Source organism: Apilactobacillus waqarii, from assembly GCF_019061205.1.
GTDB classification, from domain to species: domain Bacteria; phylum Bacillota; class Bacilli; order Lactobacillales; family Lactobacillaceae; genus Apilactobacillus; species Apilactobacillus waqarii.
The window spans coordinates 127023-151669 of the sequence record NZ_JAHQYH010000001.1 but is presented as its reverse complement, the minus strand read 5'-3'; the positions used below and the strand labels follow the sequence as shown (position 1 = coordinate 151669).

Annotated in this window: 21 protein-coding genes; 1 reads left to right on the top strand and 20 read right to left on the bottom strand. The window is 35.4% G+C overall.

Going from position 1 to position 24647, the window contains the following annotated elements; all coding sequences use genetic code 11:
- Window positions 1-2 precede the first annotated feature (2 nt).
- The 7 genes from smc to KTJ72_RS00685 all read right to left on the bottom strand — a co-directional run bounded on the left by smc (window position 3) and on the right by KTJ72_RS00685 (window position 9820).
- Window positions 3-3554, bottom strand: a complete 3552-nt coding sequence (gene smc / locus KTJ72_RS00715) for a chromosome segregation protein SMC (RefSeq protein ID WP_217303888.1) — start codon at window positions 3552-3554, stop codon at window positions 3-5.
- Window positions 3555-3575: 21 nt separating this feature from the next.
- Window positions 3576-4268, bottom strand: coding sequence for a ribonuclease III (gene rnc / locus KTJ72_RS00710; RefSeq protein WP_034531086.1), 693 nt, complete (start codon window positions 4266-4268; stop codon window positions 3576-3578).
- Between the two features lie 62 nt (window positions 4269-4330).
- Entirely contained in the window at window positions 4331-4579 is a 249-nt protein-coding gene (acpP, locus tag KTJ72_RS00705) for an acyl carrier protein (RefSeq protein ID WP_034531085.1), read from the bottom strand.
- 49 nt (window positions 4580-4628) lie between these two features.
- Complete coding sequence (gene plsX, locus KTJ72_RS00700; protein ID WP_034533528.1) at window positions 4629-5669, bottom strand: phosphate acyltransferase PlsX; 1041 nt, start codon at window positions 5667-5669, stop codon at window positions 4629-4631.
- A 13-nt stretch (window positions 5670-5682) separates the two neighbouring features.
- Window positions 5683-7716, bottom strand: coding sequence for an ATP-dependent DNA helicase RecG (gene recG, locus KTJ72_RS00695; protein ID WP_217303887.1), 2034 nt, complete (start codon window positions 7714-7716; stop codon window positions 5683-5685).
- 51 nt (window positions 7717-7767) lie between these two features.
- Window positions 7768-9444 carry a DAK2 domain-containing protein gene (locus KTJ72_RS00690; RefSeq protein WP_430385407.1) on the bottom strand — a complete coding sequence of 559 codons (1677 nt, stop codon included), beginning with the start codon at window positions 9442-9444 and terminating at the stop codon, window positions 7768-7770.
- A gap of 16 nt (window positions 9445-9460) precedes the next feature.
- Window positions 9461-9820 carry an Asp23/Gls24 family envelope stress response protein gene (locus tag KTJ72_RS00685; RefSeq protein ID WP_034531081.1) on the bottom strand — a complete coding sequence of 120 codons (360 nt, stop codon included), beginning with the start codon at window positions 9818-9820 and terminating at the stop codon, window positions 9461-9463.
- Window positions 9821-10047: 227 nt separating this feature from the next.
- Between KTJ72_RS00685 and rpmB the strand changes: the two genes are divergently transcribed.
- Entirely contained in the window at window positions 10048-10233 is a 186-nt protein-coding gene (gene rpmB, locus KTJ72_RS00680; RefSeq protein WP_034531080.1) for a 50S ribosomal protein L28, read from the top strand.
- 87 nt (window positions 10234-10320) lie between these two features.
- Here rpmB and KTJ72_RS00675 read toward each other — a convergent pair whose 3' ends face one another.
- The 13 genes from KTJ72_RS00675 to KTJ72_RS00615 form a co-directional block, all read right to left on the bottom strand.
- A complete protein-coding gene (locus tag KTJ72_RS00675) occupies window positions 10321-10968 on the bottom strand; it encodes a thiamine diphosphokinase (protein WP_217303886.1) in 648 nt (215 codons plus the stop codon).
- A gap of 2 nt (window positions 10969-10970) precedes the next feature.
- Complete coding sequence (rpe, locus tag KTJ72_RS00670) at window positions 10971-11621, bottom strand: ribulose-phosphate 3-epimerase (RefSeq protein ID WP_217303885.1); 651 nt, start codon at window positions 11619-11621, stop codon at window positions 10971-10973.
- Window positions 11622-11631: 10 nt separating this feature from the next.
- Complete coding sequence (gene rsgA, locus KTJ72_RS00665) at window positions 11632-12531, bottom strand: ribosome small subunit-dependent GTPase A (RefSeq protein WP_217303884.1); 900 nt, start codon at window positions 12529-12531, stop codon at window positions 11632-11634.
- Between the two features lie 45 nt (window positions 12532-12576).
- Entirely contained in the window at window positions 12577-14472 is a 1896-nt protein-coding gene (gene pknB / locus KTJ72_RS00660) for a Stk1 family PASTA domain-containing Ser/Thr kinase (protein ID WP_217303883.1), read from the bottom strand.
- 12 nt (window positions 14473-14484) lie between these two features.
- Window positions 14485-15216 carry a Stp1/IreP family PP2C-type Ser/Thr phosphatase gene (locus tag KTJ72_RS00655; protein WP_057197853.1) on the bottom strand — a complete coding sequence of 244 codons (732 nt, stop codon included), beginning with the start codon at window positions 15214-15216 and terminating at the stop codon, window positions 14485-14487.
- A gap of 2 nt (window positions 15217-15218) precedes the next feature.
- On the bottom strand, window positions 15219-16556 hold the full coding sequence (rsmB, locus tag KTJ72_RS00650; RefSeq protein ID WP_054605586.1) for a 16S rRNA (cytosine(967)-C(5))-methyltransferase RsmB: 1338 nt from the start codon (window positions 16554-16556) through the stop codon (window positions 15219-15221).
- The gene (gene fmt, locus KTJ72_RS00645) at window positions 16546-17502 is read right to left on the bottom strand and encodes a methionyl-tRNA formyltransferase (protein ID WP_094751191.1); all 957 of its coding nucleotides are present in this window, start codon (window positions 17500-17502) and stop codon (window positions 16546-16548) included. The genes rsmB and fmt overlap by 11 nt, the downstream gene beginning before the upstream one ends.
- 13 nt (window positions 17503-17515) lie before the next feature.
- Window positions 17516-19930 (bottom strand): primosomal protein N', encoded by a 2415-nt coding sequence (gene priA, locus KTJ72_RS00640; RefSeq protein WP_217303882.1) that lies wholly within the window; start codon window positions 19928-19930, stop codon window positions 17516-17518.
- A gap of 18 nt (window positions 19931-19948) precedes the next feature.
- Window positions 19949-21139 carry a bifunctional phosphopantothenoylcysteine decarboxylase/phosphopantothenate--cysteine ligase CoaBC gene (coaBC, locus tag KTJ72_RS00635; RefSeq protein WP_217303881.1) on the bottom strand — a complete coding sequence of 397 codons (1191 nt, stop codon included), beginning with the start codon at window positions 21137-21139 and terminating at the stop codon, window positions 19949-19951.
- 97 nt (window positions 21140-21236) lie between these two features.
- Window positions 21237-21440, bottom strand: a complete 204-nt coding sequence (gene rpoZ / locus KTJ72_RS00630) for a DNA-directed RNA polymerase subunit omega (RefSeq protein WP_041152297.1) — start codon at window positions 21438-21440, stop codon at window positions 21237-21239.
- Window positions 21440-22057, bottom strand: a complete 618-nt coding sequence (gene gmk / locus KTJ72_RS00625; RefSeq protein ID WP_034531069.1) for a guanylate kinase — start codon at window positions 22055-22057, stop codon at window positions 21440-21442. Before gmk ends, rpoZ begins: the two co-directional genes overlap by 1 nt.
- 63 nt (window positions 22058-22120) lie before the next feature.
- The gene (gene recN, locus KTJ72_RS00620; RefSeq protein ID WP_041152298.1) at window positions 22121-23812 is read right to left on the bottom strand and encodes a DNA repair protein RecN; all 1692 of its coding nucleotides are present in this window, start codon (window positions 23810-23812) and stop codon (window positions 22121-22123) included.
- An 18-nt stretch (window positions 23813-23830) separates the two neighbouring features.
- Window positions 23831-24637 carry a TlyA family RNA methyltransferase gene (locus tag KTJ72_RS00615; RefSeq protein WP_034531067.1) on the bottom strand — a complete coding sequence of 269 codons (807 nt, stop codon included), beginning with the start codon at window positions 24635-24637 and terminating at the stop codon, window positions 23831-23833.
- Window positions 24638-24647: the final 10 nt, after the last annotated feature.

Genomic DNA, 24647 nt, shown 5'->3' with positions numbered 1-24647 from the left:
GCTTATTCCTCCGCGGCATTAAATTTGTTTAGGTTAGCTGTAACCACTTTAGAAACTCCGGAATTTTGCATGGTAACTCCATACAATGTATCGGCATAAACCATTGTTTCTTTTCTATGCGTGATAACGATGAATTGTGTTCCATCGTCTAGTTTAGTCATGTATCGAGCATATCTATCGACGTTTTCTGCATCCAATGCGGATTCAGCTTCATCCAAGATACTGAAAGGTACCGGCTTAACCTTTAACACGGCGAAAAGTAATGCAATGGCTGTTAATGCCTTTTCTCCTCCTGATAATAGCGACATATGACGGTACTTCTTACCAGGTGGTTGTGCCATAATTTCAATTCCAGTAGTTAACAAATCATTTGGATCTGTAAGTAATAACTTCGCTTTTCCACCACCAAAAATTTCGTTATAAACTTTTGAAAATTGGGTAGCAATTGCATCGAAAGTATCCTTGAATTTCTTTTCAACAGTAACATCAATCTTGTTCATGGTATCAGTTAGTTGTTGGCTAGAATTCTTCAAATCATCTGATTGTTGTACCAGGAATTCGTATCTCTTTGATACTTCCTTGTACTCATCAATTGCGGATACATTGACAACCCCTAGATGGTCGATTGAACGACGTAAGTCATCGATATGAGCCTTAATGTTATCGATGGTATCGTCGACAACGATGTCATCAATTTCATTTAAGTTAACCTCATACTTACCAATTAGTTGTTGCTTTAGACTAGCAAGTTGTTTTTCCAATTGTTCAAACTTATTAGTTTGTTTATTTAGATAATTTTGTTGGTTAACAGAGTCCATTGTTTGCTTATCAATTTGGTCTTCGACCTCTTTGATTTGAGCTTGATGCTCATCAATGGATTCTTTGCATTCTTGTAGATTACTTTGGATAACCTGAATTTGTTGGTTAACTAACTTAATTTCGTCATCTTGGTTTACTGAAAGCATATTGTTACTAATTGCTTCGTTTAACTCGTCAATGTTTTCTTTTTCGTCATCAATGTCAGCATCTAATCTGTCAAAGTCTTCAATTAGATTTGCCTTTTGATCACGGAAATTGGATAGTTTTTCCTTCAATACAATCAACTTTTCACGAGTTGACTGTACCCTTGAAGAGTTATTATCCTTCATTGATTCCAAAGTTTCAATCTTTTCTTGAATATCTTTTGATTTAGTTTGATTATTTACCAAATCAACATTCAATTGTTCTTTTAGTTTCTTGTTTTGACGTTGTTTTTCATCAATATCATCATCAAACAATCCACCATTAGACATTCTGATTGCCTTTAGTTCACGTTGTTTTCTAACTAGGGATTCCTTGGCAAAGGTCAATTTGTTATTGATTGAGTCTAATTGACCATCGTATTGACGCTTGTTGTCATAGAAAGAGTCTGATTTAGCATTTAATTCTTTTAGCTGATCTTGTAATTCAACCAACTTAGACTCAGTCTGCTTAGCAACTTCTTGGCTTTGCTTAAATTGCTTTTCTAACTCTTCTAACTTATTCTTTTGGGTCAAGACACCATCATATTGACGTTTGTTAGAACCACCGGTGATTGAACCACCAGCATTAACGATTTCACCACTTAGAGTCACAATTCGGTTAGAATGTCTAATCTTGTTACTAATATCGGTAGCAGTATGTAAATCTTTAACGATTAAAACATTACCTAGCAAATGACTAGTAACTGATTTAAGTTTGTCATTAATTTGGACCAATTCGTTGGCTATACCAATGAATCCATTGCTATTTTGACAGGTACTTAAAACGTTATTGTTAACGCTGCGTTGTGAAATTTCATTAACGGGCAAGAAAGTAGCTCTTCCCAAACGATTATCGTTTAAAAACTTAACCGCTTGTCTAGCTGAAGCATTGTTAGTGACCACAATTTGTTGTAATTGATTACCTAAAGCCGTTTCAATTGCTGTGGTATATTCAGCAGGTACTTTGATAAAGTCGGATACTGAACCCAATACACCATTAAGGTGATCTTTATTGTTTAAGACGCTTTGGGCACCACGATAAAAATTACTGTGGTCGTTTTGCAAATTATTCAAACTATTGTATTTAATTTTTAGATTTTGTGTATCTTCTAATTGTTTGTACCAAATAGCTTGTTGATCATCTACTTGTTTCTTTAGACCGTTTACCTGAGCTTGATATCCGTTGAAATCGCTTTGCACCTTTTGAACTTCTTCGTTCTTCTTGTTATAGGCTTGATTTAACTCTTCAACTGATTGTTCTAATTGATTGATTTCATCGTTTACTCCAGAAATCTTTTGGCGATTAGAATCGTTTTGAACATCAGCTTGTTTTTGAGTCTTTTCTAAGTAAGTAGACTCATTGTTAACATTAGCAATCTTTTGCATAATTGCTAGATATTCACCACGAGCATCTTCATACTCTACCTTTTTATCAGCAATCATTTGGTCAATCTTATCTTCATCGATTTCTTCAAGATATTGTTTATGCTTATCAATTTCTTGATTTAACTTGTCAATTTCAGAGTTGATTTCTTTTTCTTTTGATTGTAAATCAACAACTTGTGAATTTAACTTTTCTAGGTTGTCCTTATGTTCCTTCAAACTAGTCTTTTTAAATTCAATTTCTTGCTTGGAAAGATTTTGTTGACCGGATAACTGTTCAATCTTCTTAGAGTAGTTCAAAAGATTATCCTGTTGTTCTTCCTTCTTGGTTAGAAGCACCTCAAGTTGTTCATTCAATGACTTCTTTTGACTGGTAAGCTCATTTAAGTGTTTGTTAATGTCTTCCGCATTTTGCTTTTCTTCAGCAATAATCGCCTTAGTATTATTCCAATCAGCACCAACTTGGTTTAATTCAAGCGCAATTCTTGAAACATCGTATTTTTTCAATTCTTTTTTTAAATCTAAATACTTAATTGCTGTTTCACTTTGCTCTTTTAATTGGTCATTTCGATCTTTAAGTTCGAAAATAATGTCTTCAACTCGATCAAGATTTTCATGAGTTTGTTGAAGTTTTAAGTTGGCATCATGTTTTTGTTGTTTGTACTTGTAAACACCGGCCGCTGTTTCAATAATAGAACGACGATCTTCAGGTTTACTGTTAAAGATATCTTCAACACTACCTTGAGAAATGATTGAAAATGAACCAATTCCCATCCCTGTGTCCATAAATAGATTATTGATATCCTTCAATCGACATTCAGAATTATTAATTAAGTATTGGCTTTCACCGCTACGATATAAACGTCTTGTAATGATAATTTCTGAATATGAACTATTAATGTATTGGTCGGTGTTGTCCAAGGTTAACTTAACTTCAGCACGATTGACCGGTTTATGAGTACTAGAACCAGAAAAAATAACGTCGGACATTTTTGAACCACGTAAAGTCTTAGAAGATTGTTCCCCGAGTACCCATCTGATAGCTTCGATAACATTACTTTTACCGCTACCATTAGGACCAACAATCGCAGTTAAACCATCTGTAAAGTTAATGGTTGTTTTGTTTGCAAAGGATTTAAATCCAGCAATCTCTAATGATTTTAACTTCAAAGTGATTTCCCCATCCTGTTTTTATTCTGTAAGGTTTTTAATTGCCTTCTTAGCAGCACCTTGTTCTGCATTCTTCTTGGAGTGCCCTAAGCCAACACCTTTTTCAACGCCATCGATGGTAACGGATACCTTAAAACGACGGTCGTTTTCCGGACCATTTTCGTCCAATAAGTGATATTCAATATCAACTGGTCCATTTGATTGTGCTAATTCTTGTAATTCAGTTTTGTGATCAAAGAATTCGTCGAACCATCCCTCATCTAATTTAGGGAAAATTACTTGATGACAAAACTTAACTACAGGTTCCATTCCTTGGTCTAGGTATACTGCACCAATGAATGATTCAAAAATATCACATAGTAATGAATCTCTAGTTCTGGCTTGGGCTTTTTCTTCACCCTTACCTAAACGAATGTATTTATCAAATTCACATTCTCTAGCAAAACTACTAAAGCTGTGTTCATTTACCATTGCGGCTCTTAATCTAGTTAAACGGCCTTGTGGTAAATTTGGATAACGCTTGTAAATGTATTCTGATACTACTAGTTCGTAGACAGCATCACCCAAAAATTCAATTCGTTCATAAAATTTCAAATTCTTACCTGGATGTTCATTAACGTATGAAGCTTGAGTAAAGGCTTCATCTAATAATGATTCATCCTTGAACTTAATGTTAAATCGTTTTTCTAATAAATCATCAAATTCTTTTTCCAAGTCTTTCCCTCCAGTGAATAATACAACAAAAGACGATTACTATTGAGTAATCGCCTTTTTAATTATTTGTTATCAGCGTTAGACATAACGTAGTCTACAGCTTCATCAATAGTCTTAATGTTTTCTGCATCTTCATCTGAGATATCAGTACCAAAAGTACTTTCTAGAGATAATACAAACTCAACAAAATCAATTGAATCAGCGTCTAAATCGTTTTGAAAGTTTAAATCACCTTTAATGGTATCTCTATCAATACTGAATTGATCAGCAACCATATCAGCAATTTTGTTAAATACTTCTTCTTTTGTCATAATCTATCTCCTTAAAATCGTAATTGATAATTCTAATTATAACAGATTTTTAGTTATTTTTGGCGTTTTGTTTGATTTGTTGCATATCATCGGCATGCTTGTCAAAGTATTCAACAACGTCATCAATAGTTTTATTATCAATCATTGTCTTAATTTGGAAAATAGTGTTCTTGATTGTAACAGCTTCACTACTACCATGAGCCTTAACAACAGGAGCCTTAGTACCCATTAATACGGCACCACCATATTGTGAGTAATCCATTTCCTTAGCAATCTTCTTGAATGTTGGCTTAAGCATTAAAGCACCAACTTTTGACTTAACGCCACCAGACATAATTTCACCCTTGATTAGAGTAAGTAATGAAAGTGCAGTTCCTTCGATTGCCTTCAATGCAGCGTTACCAGTGAAACCATCAGTAACAACAACATCAGCAGCACCATTTAATAGTTCACGTGATTCAACGTTACCAATGAAGTTTAGGTTTTCATCCTTAGATAGCATTTCGTTAGCTGCCTTATGTAATGAGTCACCTTTATCTGCTTCAGTACCGTTGTTTAATAGACCGATACGTGGGTTTTCAATATGTCTAACTGTTTCAGCATAGTACTTACCCATGAATGCGTATTGGTATAGGTTGAATAGCTTTGATTCAGCGTTAGCACCAACATCTAACATAACGAAGTTATCATGATCTTCATCATTTACGATTGGTAAAGTAGTTGCAAGACCCGGACGATCAATTCCCTTAATTCTACCAATAATGAATAGACCAGCAGCTAAAATAGCACCTGTGTTACCAGCTGAGAAGAATGCGTCTGCTTCTTTGTCTTTAACAGCTTGAGCAGCCATGTCTAGACTTGAGTTTTTCTTCTTCATAACAGCCTTAACAGGTTCTTCACCCATTTCGATAATTTCGTCAGATTGAACTAGTTCAATTCTTTCTTCGTTTTGAATTAATGGTTTAACTTTATCGATTTGACCGAATAACTTGAATTCAATATCAGGATATTGGTCTCTTGCCATTTCTACCCCTTTAACAACTTCTAGTGGGGCGTTGTCTCCACCCATGGCATCAATTGCGATTTTCATTTATAAAACTCCTTTAATCAAACATTTTCTTATTATTTTTTTGGTGAACGTAACTATATAATTTACTATACATTGGATTGTTTTGCCAATCATTTGTACTTACGATCTGAATTGCCTCTTGTTGAGCAACACTTAGCATCGTTAAATCTGCAACCGGATCTCCTACCTTAAAATCAGGAAGACCAGATTGTGCTTTCCCCATGATATCACCAGGCCCTCTTAGTTCTAGGTCCTTTTGCGATATAACGAAACCATCGTTACTTTCAACCATGACATTCATTCGTTTAACACCTGTCTCAGTTTTGGGATCAGATACTAATAAACAGTATGACTGACTACTTCCTCTTCCAACTCGACCTCGTAATTGATGTAACTGAGCCAATCCAAAATGATCAGCATTAAATACGATCATCATAGTGGCATTACTAACGTCCACACCTACTTCAATAACTGTCGTAGAGACCAAAATTTGAAACTCATTGTTTTTAAATTCTGTCATCACCAAATTTTTATCTTCATCTTTCATTCTACCATGAAGTAGACCAACTTTGAATTCTGGTTCAAACATATTCTTAAAATTGTCATAGATGTTAATGGCATTCTTCATGTCGACAGCTTCTGATTCTTCAACCAATGGTGTTACCACGTAAATCTGTTCTCCGGCATTCAATCTTTCTTTGATAAAACCAACAGAATTCTTGAATTGACCTTCCTTGATCCACGCAGTTTTAACCGGTTGTCGACCATTAGGTAATTCGTCAATAATTGAAACATCCATTTCTCCATATGAAGTAATGGCTAAAGTTCTAGGAATTGGCGTTGCCGTCATTGCTAAAACGTTTGTTCCATCGTTTTTCTGTCTTAACTTGGCACGTTGGTTTACACCAAAACGATGTTGTTCATCGATAATGGCTAAACCTAAATTCTTGTATTCAACGCTATCTTGAATCAATGCATGGGTTCCAATAACCAAGTTAATTTCACCAGACTTAATTCTTGGTAAAAGTTCTTTTCTGGCAGCCGGTTTCGTATCTCCAGTTAACAACGCAACATTCACCTTTGTATCTCTAAAGAGTGTTGCTAGTTTATTAGCATGTTGTTCAGCCAATATTTCAGTCGGTGCCATTAAGGCCGCTTGATATCCGCCATCAATACATGCCAGGATTGCTAAAGCAGCCACGATTGTTTTACCAGAACCTACATCCCCTTGAAGCAAACGGTTCATCTGACGAGTCGATGATAAATCATTTTGAATTTCATTTACAACACGCTGTTGTGCATTTGTTAGTGAAAATGGAAGTTGATTAATAAACGCATCCATATCTGACTGGTTAAACTTAATAGCTAAACCAGCATCCTTTGGTTCTTCACTCTTTAATGCTTGCAAACGCATTTGAAATAAGAAAAACTCATTAAACTTCGCAGTTCTTCTAGCTAGGTATGCATCCTTTGTATCATTGGGGAAATGCATATCCTGAATAACTTGTTTTTGTGATTCCAATTTATATTTTTCAATGATGTCTTCTGGGACGACATCATCAATTACATCTTTGTATTCATCAAACGCCAGCTTCACCAAATCACTGATTGTCTTTTGACGAATATGCTTGTTAGCGGGATAAATTGGATTCATTTCATTACCATCAACCGAAGATAAAATCTTGATTCCAGATAATGACGCCTTGGCCTTATCAAAACGACCGTATATAAGAACTTCCTTGCCAACCGGAAGCTGTTTCTTTAACCATGGTTGATTAAAAAATGTAACCTTTACGACATCGTTATCAACCAATAGTCTTATGTTCAATAGATTTCTTTTTCGACCAAAGTGTGCAACTACTGGATCAGCTGCAATCTTACCCTTAATCGTTACCTTTTCTTGGTCTTCAATTTGCGATAAGTCTCTGACTTGAAAATCATCATATCTAAATGGGTAATATGTCAATAAATCATATATAGTATTGATACCCAATTCATCCAAAGCTTCGACCTTTTTAGGACCAACACCCTTTAAAACGGACACACTATCGTTTAAATCTTTCAACATATCACCTCATTTTACTTATGTAATAAAAAAATCGGAGAAAACTCCGACATTTTATTCAACAGAAATTAAGTATGGGTAGACTGGTTGTCCTCCCGGATGAACTTCAACTTCTAAGTCATCATCAATTGATTCAACTTGTTCAGCTAGTTCATCAGCTTGATCTTGTGTCATGCCTTCACCATAGATGATGGTTACAACCTCACTATCTTCATCAAGCATTTCCTTAATCATATCGATAGTAGTTTCATTTAAGTCGTCTTTAACAACCTTAATCTTACCATCGATAATTCCCATGTAATCGTCTTTCTTGATTTTAACACCATCAATTTCGGTGTCTCTAACAGCGTTAGTAACATCTCCACTAACTACAGTGTCTAACATATCTTCCATTTCAGATACGTTATCATCTAGACTAGCATCAGGATTGAAAGAAAGCATTGTTGTTAAACCCTGTTGAATTGTCTTTGCGTGAACAATTTCAACTGGAATTTCGGCAACGTCAGCAGCTTGTTGAGCAGCCATAAAGATATTACCGTTATTTGGAAGAACAATTGCTTTCTTAGCATTACTATTGTTAATAGCGTCTAGAATGTCTTGAGTACTTGGGTTCATGGTTTGACCACCCTTGATAACATCTGTAACACCTAGACTGGTAAATAGTTCACCAATTCCGTCACCAGAAGCTACTGCAATAATTGCTGTTTCTTTTGGTTCTGACTTGGTTTCTTTCTTAGATTCGTCGTCTTTTTCAATAATTGTTTCTTGTTGTAGACGCATATTATCAATCTTAACGTTGGCTAAGTCACCGAACTTTTGTCCCCATGAAATAACTTCACCAGGTTGTTCAGTATGAACATGGACCTTAACAATTTCATCATCATTAACAACTAATAATGAGTCACCTAATCCGGCTAAATGATCATAGAACTTATCGTAATCAAAGTCGTATTCAACTTCCTTACCGCGACCAATTCTAACCATGATTTGAGTACAGTATCCAAACTTAATGTCGTCTGGGTTTAACTTACCTTGTGCACTTTCATGACTTTGTTCATGACTTGCATCAATCATTTGATCCATTTCACCAGCATTTGGTTGATGACTTGCTTCAATTTCTCGTCCATTTAAAACATCACTAAATGCTTTAACAACGAAAACTAAACCTTGTCCACCTGAATCAACAACACCAACTTGCTTCAATACTGGTAACAAATCAGGTGTTGATTGAAGAGCTTGTTCAGCAGCATCAGATAAAATATCAAACAATTCAGCTAGGTCATCAGTGGTTGCACTTTGACCTGCTTCAGAAATCCCTCTAATAACTGTTAGAATTGTTCCTTCGGTTGGTTTCATAACTGAACCATACGCTGTTTTTTCACTATTTTTGAAAGCTTCTACGATGTCTTGTGCAGAAAGGTTATCCTTTTCAGCAACAGACTTTGAGAAGCCTCTAAAAATTTGTGATAAGATAACTCCAGAGTTACCTCTTGCTCCCATCAATAGCCCTTTAGCTAATGATTGAGATAATTCTCCAACAGATTCGCTAGTATCACGACTAACGTAATCAGCCCCACTTTGGAAAGACATACTCATATTAGTACCAGTATCACCATCTGGAACTGGGAAAACATTAAGTGAGTTTATAAATTCTGCATTATTATTAAGGGTAGTAGCAGCGGCTTGCACCATTTGATCAAATTTTGATCTATCTATATTTGAAATAGACACAAAAATGAACCTCCTTTTAGTCTAGAACTCTTACACCTTGAACAACGACATTAACAGAACTTGCACTAATGCCAAGCATAGATTCCAAATTGTACTTAACCTTGCTTTGAACATTTTTACATACTTCTGAAATTTTAGTACCGTAGCTAACAATGATATTTACTTCAATTGCAACATCATTGTCTTGTTGTGTTACCACAACTCCACGGGAATAGTTATCTTTTTTCAAAATATCGTTTACATTGTCTCGAATTTGATTTTTACTTGCCATACCAACAACACCGTAGTTATCAGTAGCAGCTCCACCAACTACGGTGGCAATTACATTGTTATCAATATCAATTAATCCATAATCAGTTCTCATTTTTACGGCCATCACAATAGCCTCCTTAAAAGATAGATTTCTTAATATATTCGTAATATAATATTACCACATGTTTAAAAAAAGCTAAAGTATTGATATAATGAATAGCGAAGGCTGTCAAGTATATTCACTTGAAAGAAAAGCATTGCAAAACAGGCTTCAATATGCTAAATTATTAGAGTGAGATGTAATAAAAGCAACGCTTTTGACTAGAAATCAATTAAAGGAGGAATTTACCAATGGCTAAAGATTTTATTAATGGTAAAAGAACTCATTATGGTAACAAACGTTCCCATGCTTTGAATTCTTCACGTCGTAGCTGGAAGCCAAATCTACAAAAGGTTCGTATCCTTGTAGATGGAAAGCCTAAGAAAGTTTGGGTTAGTGCCCGTACTCTAAAATCAGGTAAAGTTACTCGTGCCTAACAATATTTAAGTCTGACTCTTAATGTCAGACTTTTTTTATACCCTAAATAACAAAAAAGAGAACTGATATAATCAGTTCTCTTTTTTCTATGCATCTTTACTTTGAATCACACATAATACCCCATTATCAAAATCGAAGTGACATTTATCACCATCGAATTGATTACTGGAATAAGCAAACGGTCTTTCAACATAGTAGTTATCCAATTTGTATACCGCATCATGAATTGATAAATGCATCGCATTCATTGGAATAAATGCTAAGTAACGCATCATATCAATCTTTGTAATTTCATGTTCTCCTGGAGTAAAGTATTGGATTACATTTTGTTTATCAATAATTCTAATTTTTTCAACGATATCCCTAAATTTAGGTTCAGTCGCCAATAAGTAGTTAGAAATAAAGTGATCAATTCTACCACCAGTGGCACCAAAGATATTAATAACATCCGCCTTTAGTTCGTCAGATGCAATCTTAAATGCTAGTTGGGTATCAGTATAGTCTTTATCAGGATTATAAGTTCGAATATCAGAAACATTGTTTGAAATAATTTCAAATTCGGATTGATCCATTGAATCAAAATCACCAATTGAAATTAGTGGCTTAATTCCCATTTGAACTAACCAAACATTTCCTCGATCGACTCCAATCCAATCGCCATCGATTTCGCCTTGTCTTAAACTATCAGGCCATAAATCAGTTGGCCCACCGACTAATAAATTGATCGTTTTCATAATTATTTAGTAGCGTCCTTAATTGCTTGAATTCTTTCAGCAGGATTTTCAGCACCGAATACGTATGAACCGGCAACTGCAACAGTTGCACCAGCTTTAGCAGCAGCTTGAACAGTTTCGTTGTTAACTCCACCATCAATTTCGATGTCAAAGTCGTATCCTTCATCCTTCTTGATATCGTCTAATTGCTTGATTTTCTTAACAGTTTCATCTAGGAACTTTTGACCACCAAAACCTGGGTTAACAGTCATTACTAGAACTTGGTCAACCATGTATAGTACTGGTTTGATAGCTTCTACAGGAGTACCTGGGTTGATTACTACTTCAGCCTTAACACCCTTGTTCTTAATCATTTGTAAAGCACGGTGAATGTGTGGAGTTGCTTCAACGTGTACACCGATAATATCAGCACCCTTGTTTGCAAATTCGTCAACGAATCTTTCAGGGTTAACTACCATCAAGTGAACATCTAATACTAAGTTAGAGATCTTTTTGATTTGTGGAACCCAGTTTGGACCGTATGAAATTGCTGGGACAAATGAGCCGTCCATTACATCGATATGTAATAGTTCTGCGTCCTTTTCGACTTTTTCAATATCTCTTTGTAGGTTTAAGTAATCTGCACTTAAGATTGATGGTGCTACTTTAATCATTATTAATTCCTCATTTCTTTTTATTGTAAATTGGCTTTTTATTCTTTAATAGATCATATAACTGAACATAATCATGATAGCGTTCATGTGATAGTTCATCTTCATCTAACATTGCCTTGATTGCACAACCAGGTTCGTTAATGTGAACACATCCCCTGAATTTACATCTATCAGCATTTGCTCTGAATTCAGGGAAGTAATCCCTTAGTTCTTCAGGTCTGATATCAAAAGCTTCGTAAGATGAGAAACCAGGTGTATCAGCTACTAATCCATTATTAATTTGAATAAAGCTGACTTTTCTAGTTGTATGTTTACCACGGTTTAATGCCATGGAAATTTCACCAGTTGCTAAGTTTAAATCAGGAGAGATTTGATTCAACAATGTTGATTTACCTGCCCCTGTTTGACCCATAAAGACAGTTTCTTTATTTTTAAACAATGATTTAATTTCATTAACTGATTCAGCTTTATCCTCGCTGTTACTAGGAAGGATAACCTTATATCCAGCTTGTTCATATACTCTCTTAACACCTTTAAAGTACTCAAGTTGTTTATCATCTAATAAATCAGTCTTAGTAAAGTAGATAATTGGTGTAATTTTGTTAATTTCAACCGCAACCAATTGACGGTCTAACAAGTTATATGAAAAATCTGGCTGAACAGCGGAGGTAACAACGACGGCTTGATCAATGTTTGCAATTGGAGGTCTCACCAATGAATTTTTACGATCAAAAATCTTTAGTAAGTATCCTTCCTTTTGTGAACTGGATTCAAACTCGACGTCATCACCAACTAAAGGAGTTATTTTTCTTTTTCTAAAGTTACCTCTAGCTCTTGTTCGGTATATCTTTCCGTCACTAATAATATCATAGAATCCACTTAGGGATTGGAAAATTTTTCCTTCAGCCAATGTATCACCTCGTTAATTTATTTACTATTTTTATTATACCTTGCATTACTTCATTATCAAATCACCATTTCGATAAATTCGATATTGTGGTTTTTGATTTTTCTTCAAACTGTAAGGAATGCTGATGGTTGTATCTTTATTTATATAGATGGTCCGATAGAATTTTTCGTTACCGCCATCCTTATTAGAATAGATTGTAATCTTATTCAGGCCACTATTATCAACCTTTTTATAAGTTAATTTTACCGATACGTTAACGCTTCTTCTTAGATTTTTGTTATCAGAGTTTCCCTTTGATACCCAAAGTTCTACCTCATCACCGTAACTTAACAATAAACCAGTTGATGGACTTTGTTGGTAGACTTTTCCAGCAGATTGACTCTTAGAATTTTCGTAGAAAACCTTAACGTTTAAATGATTTTCCTTAGCATAGTTTCTCGCCTGTTCTTCGGTCTTACCAATTAAATTCACCATCTTAAAATTTCTAGTGTTAACCGCTACTACCAAGTCAATTGTAGTGTTATGTGGTTCCACCAAGGTTCCAGGACGAATACTTTGGCTAAGAATGGTATCCGACTTAAATGAAGTGTCATAACTGTATGACTTCTTAACAGTGAATCCCATTGTTGTCAATGAATGCTCAGCAGAATCGACTGAATCGCCTAAGTAATTATCCATCTTGACCTTCTTATAACCACCTGAAACCTTCAAAACAATTCCAGAATGGTTGATCATCTTGGTTCCCTTGGCTGGATTAGTACCAATTACCTTATTAACAGCAACATCAGTGTTATAAGTGTACTTCACCTTGCTGACAATTAAATGGGACTTCTTTAAAACCTTCTTAGCTTTACTAATCGACATGTTGGAAACGTTTGGTACCGTTACTCGTGTGAAGAAAGTAAAGTTAAAAAATAAGAATATTCCTGAAATAAAGGCAAATAGTATCACAATTAATGTTAGCAATTTAAAGATTCGGTATTTATCCTTGTATTCATGTTCATCGCCTAAATGATGATCATGATATTTGTTTAAATCCTTTAGTTCCAATACTTTGGTTTCACCATCATCGATCTCAGTTTTCGGAATCATGAAGTGTAATTTAGCTTCATCCATTCTTTCTTTACTCATTGAAGTAAGGAGGTCTGCCTTCATGTCCAAAACAGAACTATAGCGATCAGATAATTTCTTAGCGGTTGCCTTAATCACAACATTTTCCAATGCTTGAGTAACTAGACTATTTTGTTCAATTATCGAAGGCAAGTTTTCCTTAGTATGCTTCATCGCAATGTTTACTGGTGAATCACCATCAAAAGGAACCTTACCTGTAAGCAGTTCGTATAGGATAATTCCCAATGAATAAACATCTGATTGGGTAGTAACCTTCTTTCCCAATGCTTGTTCTGGCGAAATATAGTGGATTGAACCAACAACCGCATTGGTTTGAGTTAAAGCATTTTGATTTTCAATTAAAGCAATTCCAAAGTCTGTTACTTTAACGACACCTTTTTTATCAATCAACACGTTTTGTGGCTTTAAATCACGGTGAATAATTCCATGACTATGAGCTTCATATACAGCATCAATTAGTTGTGTCATGATTGCAATAACTTTATTAATACTGATTGGATAGTACTTTTGAATATAATTCTTTAAGTCCTGTCCATCAACGTATTCGGTTACTAGATATTGTAAATCACCTGATTGATTTAAGTCATATACCTGGGCAATATGCTTGCTCTTTAATTTATTAATCGCTAGCTTTTCATACTTAAAATGACGTTTAGCTTTTTGACTACCTTGAAAATCAATTCGAATAATCTTAATTGTGACAAGACGGTTTTCCTTCATATCATATGAAAGATAAACATTAACCATCCCACCTTCACCAATCTTATCAATGATTTTGTAGCGGTCATTTAAAACGTACCCTTTTTCCATAAACGATCACTCCTAACCTAAATCATCGATTAAAATAGCAGAAATATTATCTTTTCCACCATTATCATTGGCAGTATCAATTAGACGATCAACCTTTTGTCTTCCACTTAATCGCATGTTTAAAATTTTTGAGATTGTCTCATCACTAACCATTTTGGTTAAACCATCACTACATAATAATAGTTGATCACCTGGTCTAAATTGAATATTTGAGATATCGACATCTGCATCTGAAGAAACGCCCAATCCCTTTACAATTACGTTTTGTAAATTGGAATCGATGTTTTCTCCATTTTTAACTTCGCCTTTTTCAATTAAAAAATTGATGTATGAATGATCAACGGTAAGTTGCTTAAGTTGACTACTTCTTAATAGATAACAACGACTATCACCCAGATGGGTTAGTAGATATTGATTTCCAAAGAACAATGCGACAACAACAGTAGTTGCCATTTTACTTAAACTTTCATCCTTAATTCCCATTTCAACAATCTTATTATTTACATCGCTAATCGTTTGAGATAGCCATGCTTTAGTATCGATAATTGAACTAATATGATGATTTTGAAAAGCTTGTCCAATAAAATCAACCGCTGTTGAAGCAGCAATTTCACCACCATTGCTTCCACCGACTCCATCGGCCAGGATTGCAATTAAAGCGCCTTGTTGATTTTTAAAATAGCCAACATAATCTTCATTACTAATTCTCTGTTTACCAATAACAGAATTAGCAGCAACTTCCATTTCTATTCACCACCGTTTTTTATTAAATTACATACGAAGAATCCATCTGAATCGTAGTCATCTGGATAGATTCGAATGTAACCATCATTTAGCGGAATACCCATTTTGGAAACTGGATCAACACGTTTAAAATCAGGATTTTGTTTTAAGAATTCAGCAATTACGTCTGAATTTTCTTGATTTAAGATGGTACAAGTACTGTAAACTAGCTTACCACCTTTTTTAAGTTTTTTGGCAGCAGAAGTTAAGATGTCCAATTGAATGGATGCTAATTTTTTAACATCTTCCATCTTCTTTTCGTATCTAATTTCTGGTTTTCTTCTAATTAAACCAATTCCTGAACATGGTGCATCAATTAAAATTTGGTTGAATGTTTCATCATCATATAAATCATCAAGATTTCTAGCATCACAAGCTTGAGTGGATAAAACATCACTAACGCCTAGTCGTTTGGCATTCTTTTGCACTTGTTTCAAGCGATTATTGTGCAAGTCCAATGCTTCAACATGGCCACCAGCTTCTTTGGATAGGTGTTCTGCAATTTGAGTGGTCTTTCCACCAGGTGCTGAACAGGCATCTAGGATTACATCAGATTCTTTAATATCCATGGATTCAACTGGTAACATTGCACTTTCGTCTTGAATTGTCATTTGACCATTCTTAAAAGTATCACTGTAACTAGCAGACTTCTTGGTTAAGATTAATCCTGATTCAACCAGTTTACTGTTTTGCACACCATAGCCATCTGCTTTTAATTTATCTGATAATGATTGCTTACTAATTAACTTAGAATTAAAACGCACTGATTGCTTTGAAGGTTGATTAATACTCTTTAGGATGGAAAGTGTCTTTTCTTCACCCACTTGTTTATTCAACTCTTCAATCATCCATTCAGAAATACTGTATTCAATTGAAAGTTTTTTAATTGGATCATCGATATCAGAAAAGTCAGGTAATCCTTTTCTTTCAATTTGGTGGAGAACACCAGTAACTAGTCTTCTAATTCCGTCATGACCCATTTTCTTAGCAATCTTGATGGTTTCATTAAAAACGGCTCTGGTAGGAATTTTATCCAAGTATTCCATTTGATAAATCGCAGAATACAACAATTCCTTGACCCAATCATCAACCTTATTGGCATTCTTTAGGAAGTGATTTAATTGGTATTCCAATGTTAAACGATGTTGAATAACACCGTAAACAATGTTGGTAAGCAATGCGATATCACGACTGCTTAAGTCACTATTTTCAATGACTTGGTTTAGTTGTAGGTTGGAGTATGCTCCGTTTGAAATTTTACTAAGCGTCTTTACAGCCAGTAATCTAGGGTTACTTGACATCTTCTATCACCATATCTCCTTGTTGAATTGATTGACCAGCACCATTTAAGAAGGCGTTGATTAGTTGCTTTGGTTTACCTGAAGGTTGGATTTCCAAAAGTTGTAGGACAGTTCCGTCTCCACAGGCAATCTTCAAAGCTTTCTTTGTCTTTTCAACCACTTGGCCAGGTTTTAAGTCAGTGGTTTCATCTAAAGGTTTAGCACTCCAGAACTTAGTACGTTTACCTAACATCATAGCAAATGCATTTGGTGATGGACGTAGTGCTCTAATCTTTCTATCGACTAGAAAGGCTGGCTTTGTGAAGTCTAATTCTTCTTGTTCTCTTGTGATGTTTGGTGAAAATACCACCTTGTCTTCATCTTGTGGAATTGGGTTAACATCCCCAGTAGCCACCTTAGGTAAAGTTTCAAGAAGTAAATCACGACCAATGATACTTAACTTATCAAATAATGATTGGGTATCATCATCTGGTTGAATTTCCAATGCTTGTTGAGATAAGACATCCCCAGCATCCATCTTCTTAACCATGTACATGATTGAAATTCCTGTTTGCTTATCACCATTAATCAATGAATATTGAACGGGTGCACCACCGCGGTATTTTGGTAACAATGAACCGTGAACGTTAACTGCGGCAATCTTTGCAGCATTCAATAGCTTTTCAGGTAAGAATTGACCAAAAGCAGCGGTGATAATGAAATCAGGACTAATGTCTATAATCTTAGCCATTTCATCACTACCACTAATTTTTTCAGGCTGAAGCACTGGAATTGATAATTCTTGTGCTGCTTCCTTCACTGGTGATGGTTTTAATACTCTTTTTCTTCCAAAAGGTCGATCTGGTTGAGTAACAACTGCTTGTACATCATAGTCGTCACTTTCCACTAACCCTTTTAATACAGGAACTGCAAATGATGGTGTTCCCATAAATACAACTTTTTTCATTTTATCTACATCCTTACATAAAGTTCAAAGGATCAGGGTCTATGTTTACGTATAGTCCCTTTTGAGCATCCTTTTGATAATGATTCAATATATATTCCAAACATGGTTTCATATTTGGCTCATTTTTATATTTAATAATAATTTGATAGTAGTACTTATTCTTTAATCTTAAGATTGAACTAGGTGATGGTCCTAACATAATTGCTTGGTCACTTAGCTTTGCCTTTAAAATCTTAGCAATTTCATACATCTTAGCAGCTGCCTTAGCTTCGTTGACATCAGATGCTGATATCTTAACAGTGAAATAGTAAGGTGGATAGTTAGTTTGATGTCTAACATTCATTTCCTTACGATAGAACAATTCATAGTCCTGTCTTTGCGCTAGTCTAATCGCATAGTGATCAGGATTAAAGGTTTGAATGTAAACCAATCCTTTTTTCTCTGCTCGACCAGCACGTCCACTCACCTGAGTTAATAGGTTAAATGTTCTTTCACTAGAACGGAAATCAGGTAAATCAAGGGAGGTATCAGCATTCAAAACACCAACAAGTGTAACGTTAGGAAAGTCCAATCCCTTCGCAATCATTTGAGTTCCAAGTAAAATATCGGCTTCACCGTTACCAAACTTTTGTAAAATTCGTTCGTGTGAACCTTTTCTTCTCGTGGTATCAACGTCCATTCTTAAGATGCGAGCGTTGGGTACCAATGACTGAAGCTTTTCTTGGACTTTTTGGGTTCCAGTACCGTAGTATCTGATTTTTTTACTACCACAGTTTTTACACTTGTTAGGAATTGGTTCTTCGTGACCACAGTAGTGACACTTCATCGTTCTAGAATCCATGTGCAAAGTAAGTGAGATATCACAGTTTGGACAATGCAATACGAAACCACAACTACGACACATGACAAAGGAGGAGTATCCTCTGCGATTTAGCATCAACACAATCTGTTCGTGTTTTTGTAAACGATTATTGATTGCTGATAATAATTCAGATGAAAAATCTTCCTGACCACTATTTTTAACCTCTTCCTTCATATCGATAACCCTAACCTCTGGTAAGGCTTGGTTATTGATTCTGTGTGGAAGTTTAATTAGTTGGTAAACACCCTTGGTAGCTCTTGCTCTTGATTCCAATGAAGGAGTGGCACTACCTAAAACTAACGGACAGTTATGAAAACTTGCTCGCCACTTGGCAACGTCTCTTGTATGGTATCGAGGAGAATCATCTTGCTTATAACTAGCTTCATGTTCTTCATCCATGATGATGATACCGATATTATCTATCGGGGCAAAGATGGCAGAACGTGCTCCAACGACCACGTCAGCTTCACCATTGTTGACTCTGCGCCATTCATCATATTTTTCACCATTCGATAAACCACTATGTAACATTGCTACTCGATTACCAAATCGACCTTTAACTCTTTTGACCATCTGAGGAGTTAACGAAATTTCGGGAACTAACATTAAAGCAGTCTTACCTAATTCAAGCGCCTTTTGGATTGATTGAAGGTATACTTCAGTCTTTCCAGAGCCGGTAACTCCCTCTAGTAAGAAAACAGTATCCTGGTCGCGCTTTGTTGCAGCGCTAATTCTATCAACGGCACTTTGTTGATCATCGTTTAACTTTAAAGGTTTGTTGGTGCCAACTTTTCCTTGGTATGGATTACGGTATTCTTCTTGCAAGAACCTAGTAAACCATCCCTTGTCCACCGCACTTTTAATAGCAGCTTCGGGAATATCAAAATCATGAACTAACTTGCGTTGCGCAATCTCTTTATCATTATGGTTAATGATAAAATCGAGAATTTTAATTAAATTCTTTGAGTTCTTACGAACCTTAGTTAATTCATCATTTGCTTGCTCAGTTGTTAAGTTCGGTTTAATAGCATAAATCTTTTTAGCCTTGGCACCATCTGAAACCTTATATTCAACAGAAAGCTTGTTTTCTTTACGATATTGAATAATCTTCTTTAATACACTGGCTGGGTATTCATCCACATCAAAATCAACGACATTATCATCACCAAAAATGGATAAAATATAGTCGTCGATTTCACTTGAATCATTTAATACTAATTGTTTTTGATACTTTGCTCTCATTACGCTGGGTAGCATCGTTAAGATACAACTAATTTGAAAAGAATAGGTCTTTTCTGCCATCCATTTGGACATATCTAGTAATTCTGGGTTCAAAACTGGATCTAAATCCAATAGTCCTGAAATTTCCTTTAATTCACCGTCAAAGGTTCCATTATTATCAATATCCCAAACGATTCCCTGAATTTTACGTCCACCATTTCCAAATGGAACAATGACACGCATCCCCTTTTGGAGCTTATCGTTTAACTCATCTGGCACTAAGTAAGTATATGGTTCGTTAGTTTGCATTGTTGGCACGTCAACAATTACTTTTGCTAAATTCAATCTAACTCCCCCTTTAATTTAATCGATTCTTTCGCTAATGATATCAATCAATTCATTAGCAATTTTATCCTTACTTTCTACATCGCTTTTCTTAAATACCCCGGTTTCATCAATAAATGAAACTTGGTTATTATCACTGTTAAATCCGATTGCCTTGTTACTAACATCATTAGCTAACAATAAATCTAATTTTTTCTTGGCTAGTTTTTGCTTGGCATTATCCAATAGATTTTGCGTTTCTGCAGCAAACCCTACGACAAATTGATCATCTTTTATCTTTGATAATTCCCTTAAAATGTCAGGTGTCTTTACCAAATGGATGTTTAATTCATCACCATTTTTCTTGATTTTTTGTTCTGAATATTTCGCTGGTGTGTAATCAGAAACAGCGGCGGCCATTACTAAAACATCAGCATCATTGAAGTTATCTTCAATCGCACTCTTCATTTCACTAGCTGAGCTAACATTGATAATGTTCACGTTACCGTTGATATGTTGAGTTTCTGAAGATGAAATTAAAGTCACATCGGCTCCAGCATTCATGGCTGCTCTGGCAATCGCATATCCCATCTTACCTGATGAATTATTACTGATGTATCTAACCGGATCAATGGCTTCTCTAGTTCCACCAGCTGTGACAATCATCTTCTTACCAGCTAATCGATTATCTTGTTCAACCATCAATTCTAGTCTTTCAATAATTTCTTCAGGTTCAATCATTCTACCCTTGGCTTCGTATCCTTCAGCTAAGAATCCTGAAGTTGGATAAATGATTTTACAACCATCCGCCTCAATTTGTTGAATATTTCTTTGGGTTGCAGGATTATCCCACATGTTGTTATTCATTGCCGGAACAATCACCTTTGTAGAAGGTGTTGCAAGCAGTGTCGTAGTAACTGCTTCGTCACCAATCCCATTAGCCAACTTGGCAATAGTGTTTGCTGTCGCTGGGGCAACAATCGACATATCAGCCCATGTTGCAATATCAATATGGGTGATTTCATTAGCATCCTTTTCGTCAAAAGTATCAGTGAAAACAAGGTTTTTGGTCAATGTTTGAAAAGCCAATGGTGTAACGAATTGTTGTGCACCACCGCTCATAACAACCCTGACATCGTTTCCATTTTTAACTAATAAGCGCGCTAAGGTTAATGACTTATATGCGGCAATACTACCAGTAACATATAGTGCTATTTTTTTATTATTCACTAATCAAACCTCCCATATCTTAAGAACTTATTACCTATATTGTATCAAAAAATCAAAATAAAAACCCTTGCATTGCTGCAAAGGGTTAATTTATTTATTATTTGTTATCTCTAGTTAGTTCAACCTTGCCGGCAACGATTTCTTCGAAAGCCTTACCAACAGATTTTCTAGATTTGTATGAGTCTAATAATAATGGTGATCCAGCATCAATATCATGAGCTCTCTTACTTGCTAGCATGATTAATGAGTATCTTGAATCAACTCTTTCAAGTAGTTTGTCAACAGATGGATATAATAGCATTAGTCTTCTTCTCCTAACATTGATAGATAATCCGGCATTACGCGGTTAACTTTTAGTCTTTCGCTGTTAACGATAGTCTTAATTCTATCTACAGCATTTTCGACTTTGTCGTTTAATACAGCATAGTCATAGTTTCTCATCATCTTAATTTCAGAAACGGCTGTTTTGATACGCTTATCGATAACGTCCATGTCATCAGTTCCACGACCAATTAAACGATTCTTTAGCACAACTAAATCAGGTGGGGTTAGAAATACAAATACTGCTTCTGGGCAATTAGCTCTAACCTGCATTGCACCATTAACTTCGATTTCTAAGAATACGTCATGACCTTCATCCAAAGTCTTATTAACATAGTTCAATGGAGTTCCATAATAATTGTCAACGTACTTTGCATATTCTAGCATTTCACCATTTTTGATATGGTCTTCGAATTCTTCTTTACTAACAAAGAAATAGTCTTTACCGTTTACTTCACCTTCACGAGGACTTCTAGTAGTCATTGAAATTGAGTACTTGAAATCAACATCTGGTTCGTTAAACAATGCTTTTCTAACAGTACCTTTACCAACTCCAGAAGGTCCTGAAAGAACAATTAGCATTCCTCTTTTTGCCATTTTAAAACCCCTCAAAATTTTATAATACTACCATTATCGCTTATTTTAACGATTTTTTCAAATTTATTTTTTGGTTTCATCAGCTAATTTTAGTAATTCGTTAGCGTGTTGAAGCGTTAAATCAGTGACCGTTGTACCAGACAACATTCTAGCAAGTTCATCAACACGTTTTTGAACTGATAACTTGATGATACTTGTTTTGGTACGATTCTTATCAATTTTCTTTTCAATGAAGTAATGATGATCAGACATTGCCGCAACCTGTGGTAAATGCGTAATACATAAAACCTGAGATTTTTGTGCAATTTTACTGATTTTTTCGGCAATTGCTTGAGCAACTCTACCGGAAACACCAGTATCTACTTCATCAAAGATGATTGATGTGACACCTTGCATATTAGTGAATAGTGTCTTTAGTGCCAACATAATTCTAGATAGTTCACCACCGGAAGCAATCTTTGATAGTGGTAACATTGCTTCTCCTGGATTGGTTCTCATATAGAATTCAACACGTTCTGTGCCGTATCTGTGGAATTCACCGATTGGCAACTTTTCAAAGTTAACTTTAAACTCGGTCTTAGCCATGTATAAGTCAGATAGCTGGTCATGCACTGCTTCTTCCAGCTTAGTTGCAACAGCGTGACGCTCTGTGTTCAATTCATCAGCTAAATCACTCAATTTGTTTACGGTTGATTCGTATTGTTCGTTTAAATCTTCACCAGTAGTTTGATCAGCTTGCATGGTGGAAAGTTCCTTAACAACATTATCGTAATGCTTTAGGATTTGTTCAATTGAATCACCATACTTACGCTTTAAACCGTAAATGACATTCAATCTTTCTTCGATTTCTTCTAAACGACCTTGGTCAAATTCTTGTAAGTCCATTTGATCAGAAATATTGTCAGAAGCATCTTGTAATAAATAAAAGGCATTTTTGATGTTGTCAGAAATTTCTCTAAATTGAGGGTCAACTTCTTCAATTGATTCCATTGAATTCTTGGCTTCACCAATTACATCTAAAGGATTAAATGTTTCATCACCGTTAATAGCACTAAAACTCATGTTTAAGGCATCAACAATTTTTTGGTAGTTAAGCAAGTGGTCTCTTTGGCTGACTAATTCTTCTTCTTCACCAACTTCTAGATGTGCATTGCTAATTTCATTTTCCTGAAATTCCAACATATCAAGACGTTGTGACCATTCTTTTTCATTACCACGTTTTTCTTTGATTGATGCTTTCAATTGTTGATAGTGATCAAAAGTTTCTTGGTACTTAGTTAAAGTATCACCAATTTGTTTATGACCAAATTCATCAAGTAAATGAACGTGTCTTTCTGGTTGCATTAATTCTTGATGTTCATTTTGACCATGAATATCAACGATTGTCTCACCAATTTTCTTTAGCATTGTGGTATTAACAAGCATCCCATTGACACGACAAATATTGCGACCATTTCTATAGATTTCTCTTTGTAAAATGACGCTATTATCGCTATGATCAATTCCCATGTCATCTAACACTTTATAGGTTAGACCATCTTCAGGGAATACAAATAAACCTTGAATTAATAACTTGTTACTACCAGTTCTAATAAAGTTTTGTGAACCTCTGCCACCGGCTAATAGGCCAACAGCATCGATAATAATTGACTTACCAGCACCAGTTTCACCAGTTAAAACAGTCATTCCATTGGAAAAATCAATTTCCAAATGGTCGATAATCGCAAAATCGCTAATTGATAGGTTTTCAAGCAATCAAAAGACTCCCTTTCATTACTTTAGTTCGTCAGCTCGTTTGATAGTATCTTCAATCGAAATATCTGGATTAATTGAGGGATTGTCAACAGACTTTAAGTCTACTAAGAATTCAATATTCCCTTCGCCACCTTTGATTGGTGAGAAATCTAATCCTTCAACTGAGTATCCAGCGCTAACGGCAAATTTTATAATGTCTTCTAAAACTTCGGCATGAACGGCGTGGTCTCTGACGATACCGTGCTTACCGATTTTATCTCTTCCAGCTTCAAATTGTGGCTTAATTAACGCCGCAACGTGCCCATTTTTTACAAGAATATCTTTTAGTGGTGGCAAAATCAAGTGAAGTGAAATGAAAGAAACGTCAATTGAAGCAAATTCTGGTTGACCTTCTGTAAAATCATCTAGCTTTGAGTATCTAAAGTTGGTGTGTTCCATCACAACAACTCGTGGATCTTCACGAAGCTTCCATACTAGTTGGTTACTACCAACGTCTAAAGCATAACTTTTTTTAGCACCATTTTGTAACATCACATCAGTAAATCCACCAGTGGATGAACCGATATCCAAAACAGTCTTATCTTTAACATCAAGATTAAATACCTTCAAGGCTTTTTCAAGCTTTAGGCCACCTCGACTAACGTATGGCATTGGTTTTCCTTTTAAATGCAACTTTGTGTCTTCAGGAATCTTAACACCTGGTTTATCCAAACGTTCTTCGTTTTTACCTAAAACTTCGCCGGCCATTACGGCTCTCTTGGCTTTTTCTCTTGTATCAAAAATACCCTGTTGAACAAGTAGCACGTCTACTCTTTCTTTTTTCATGCGAACTACT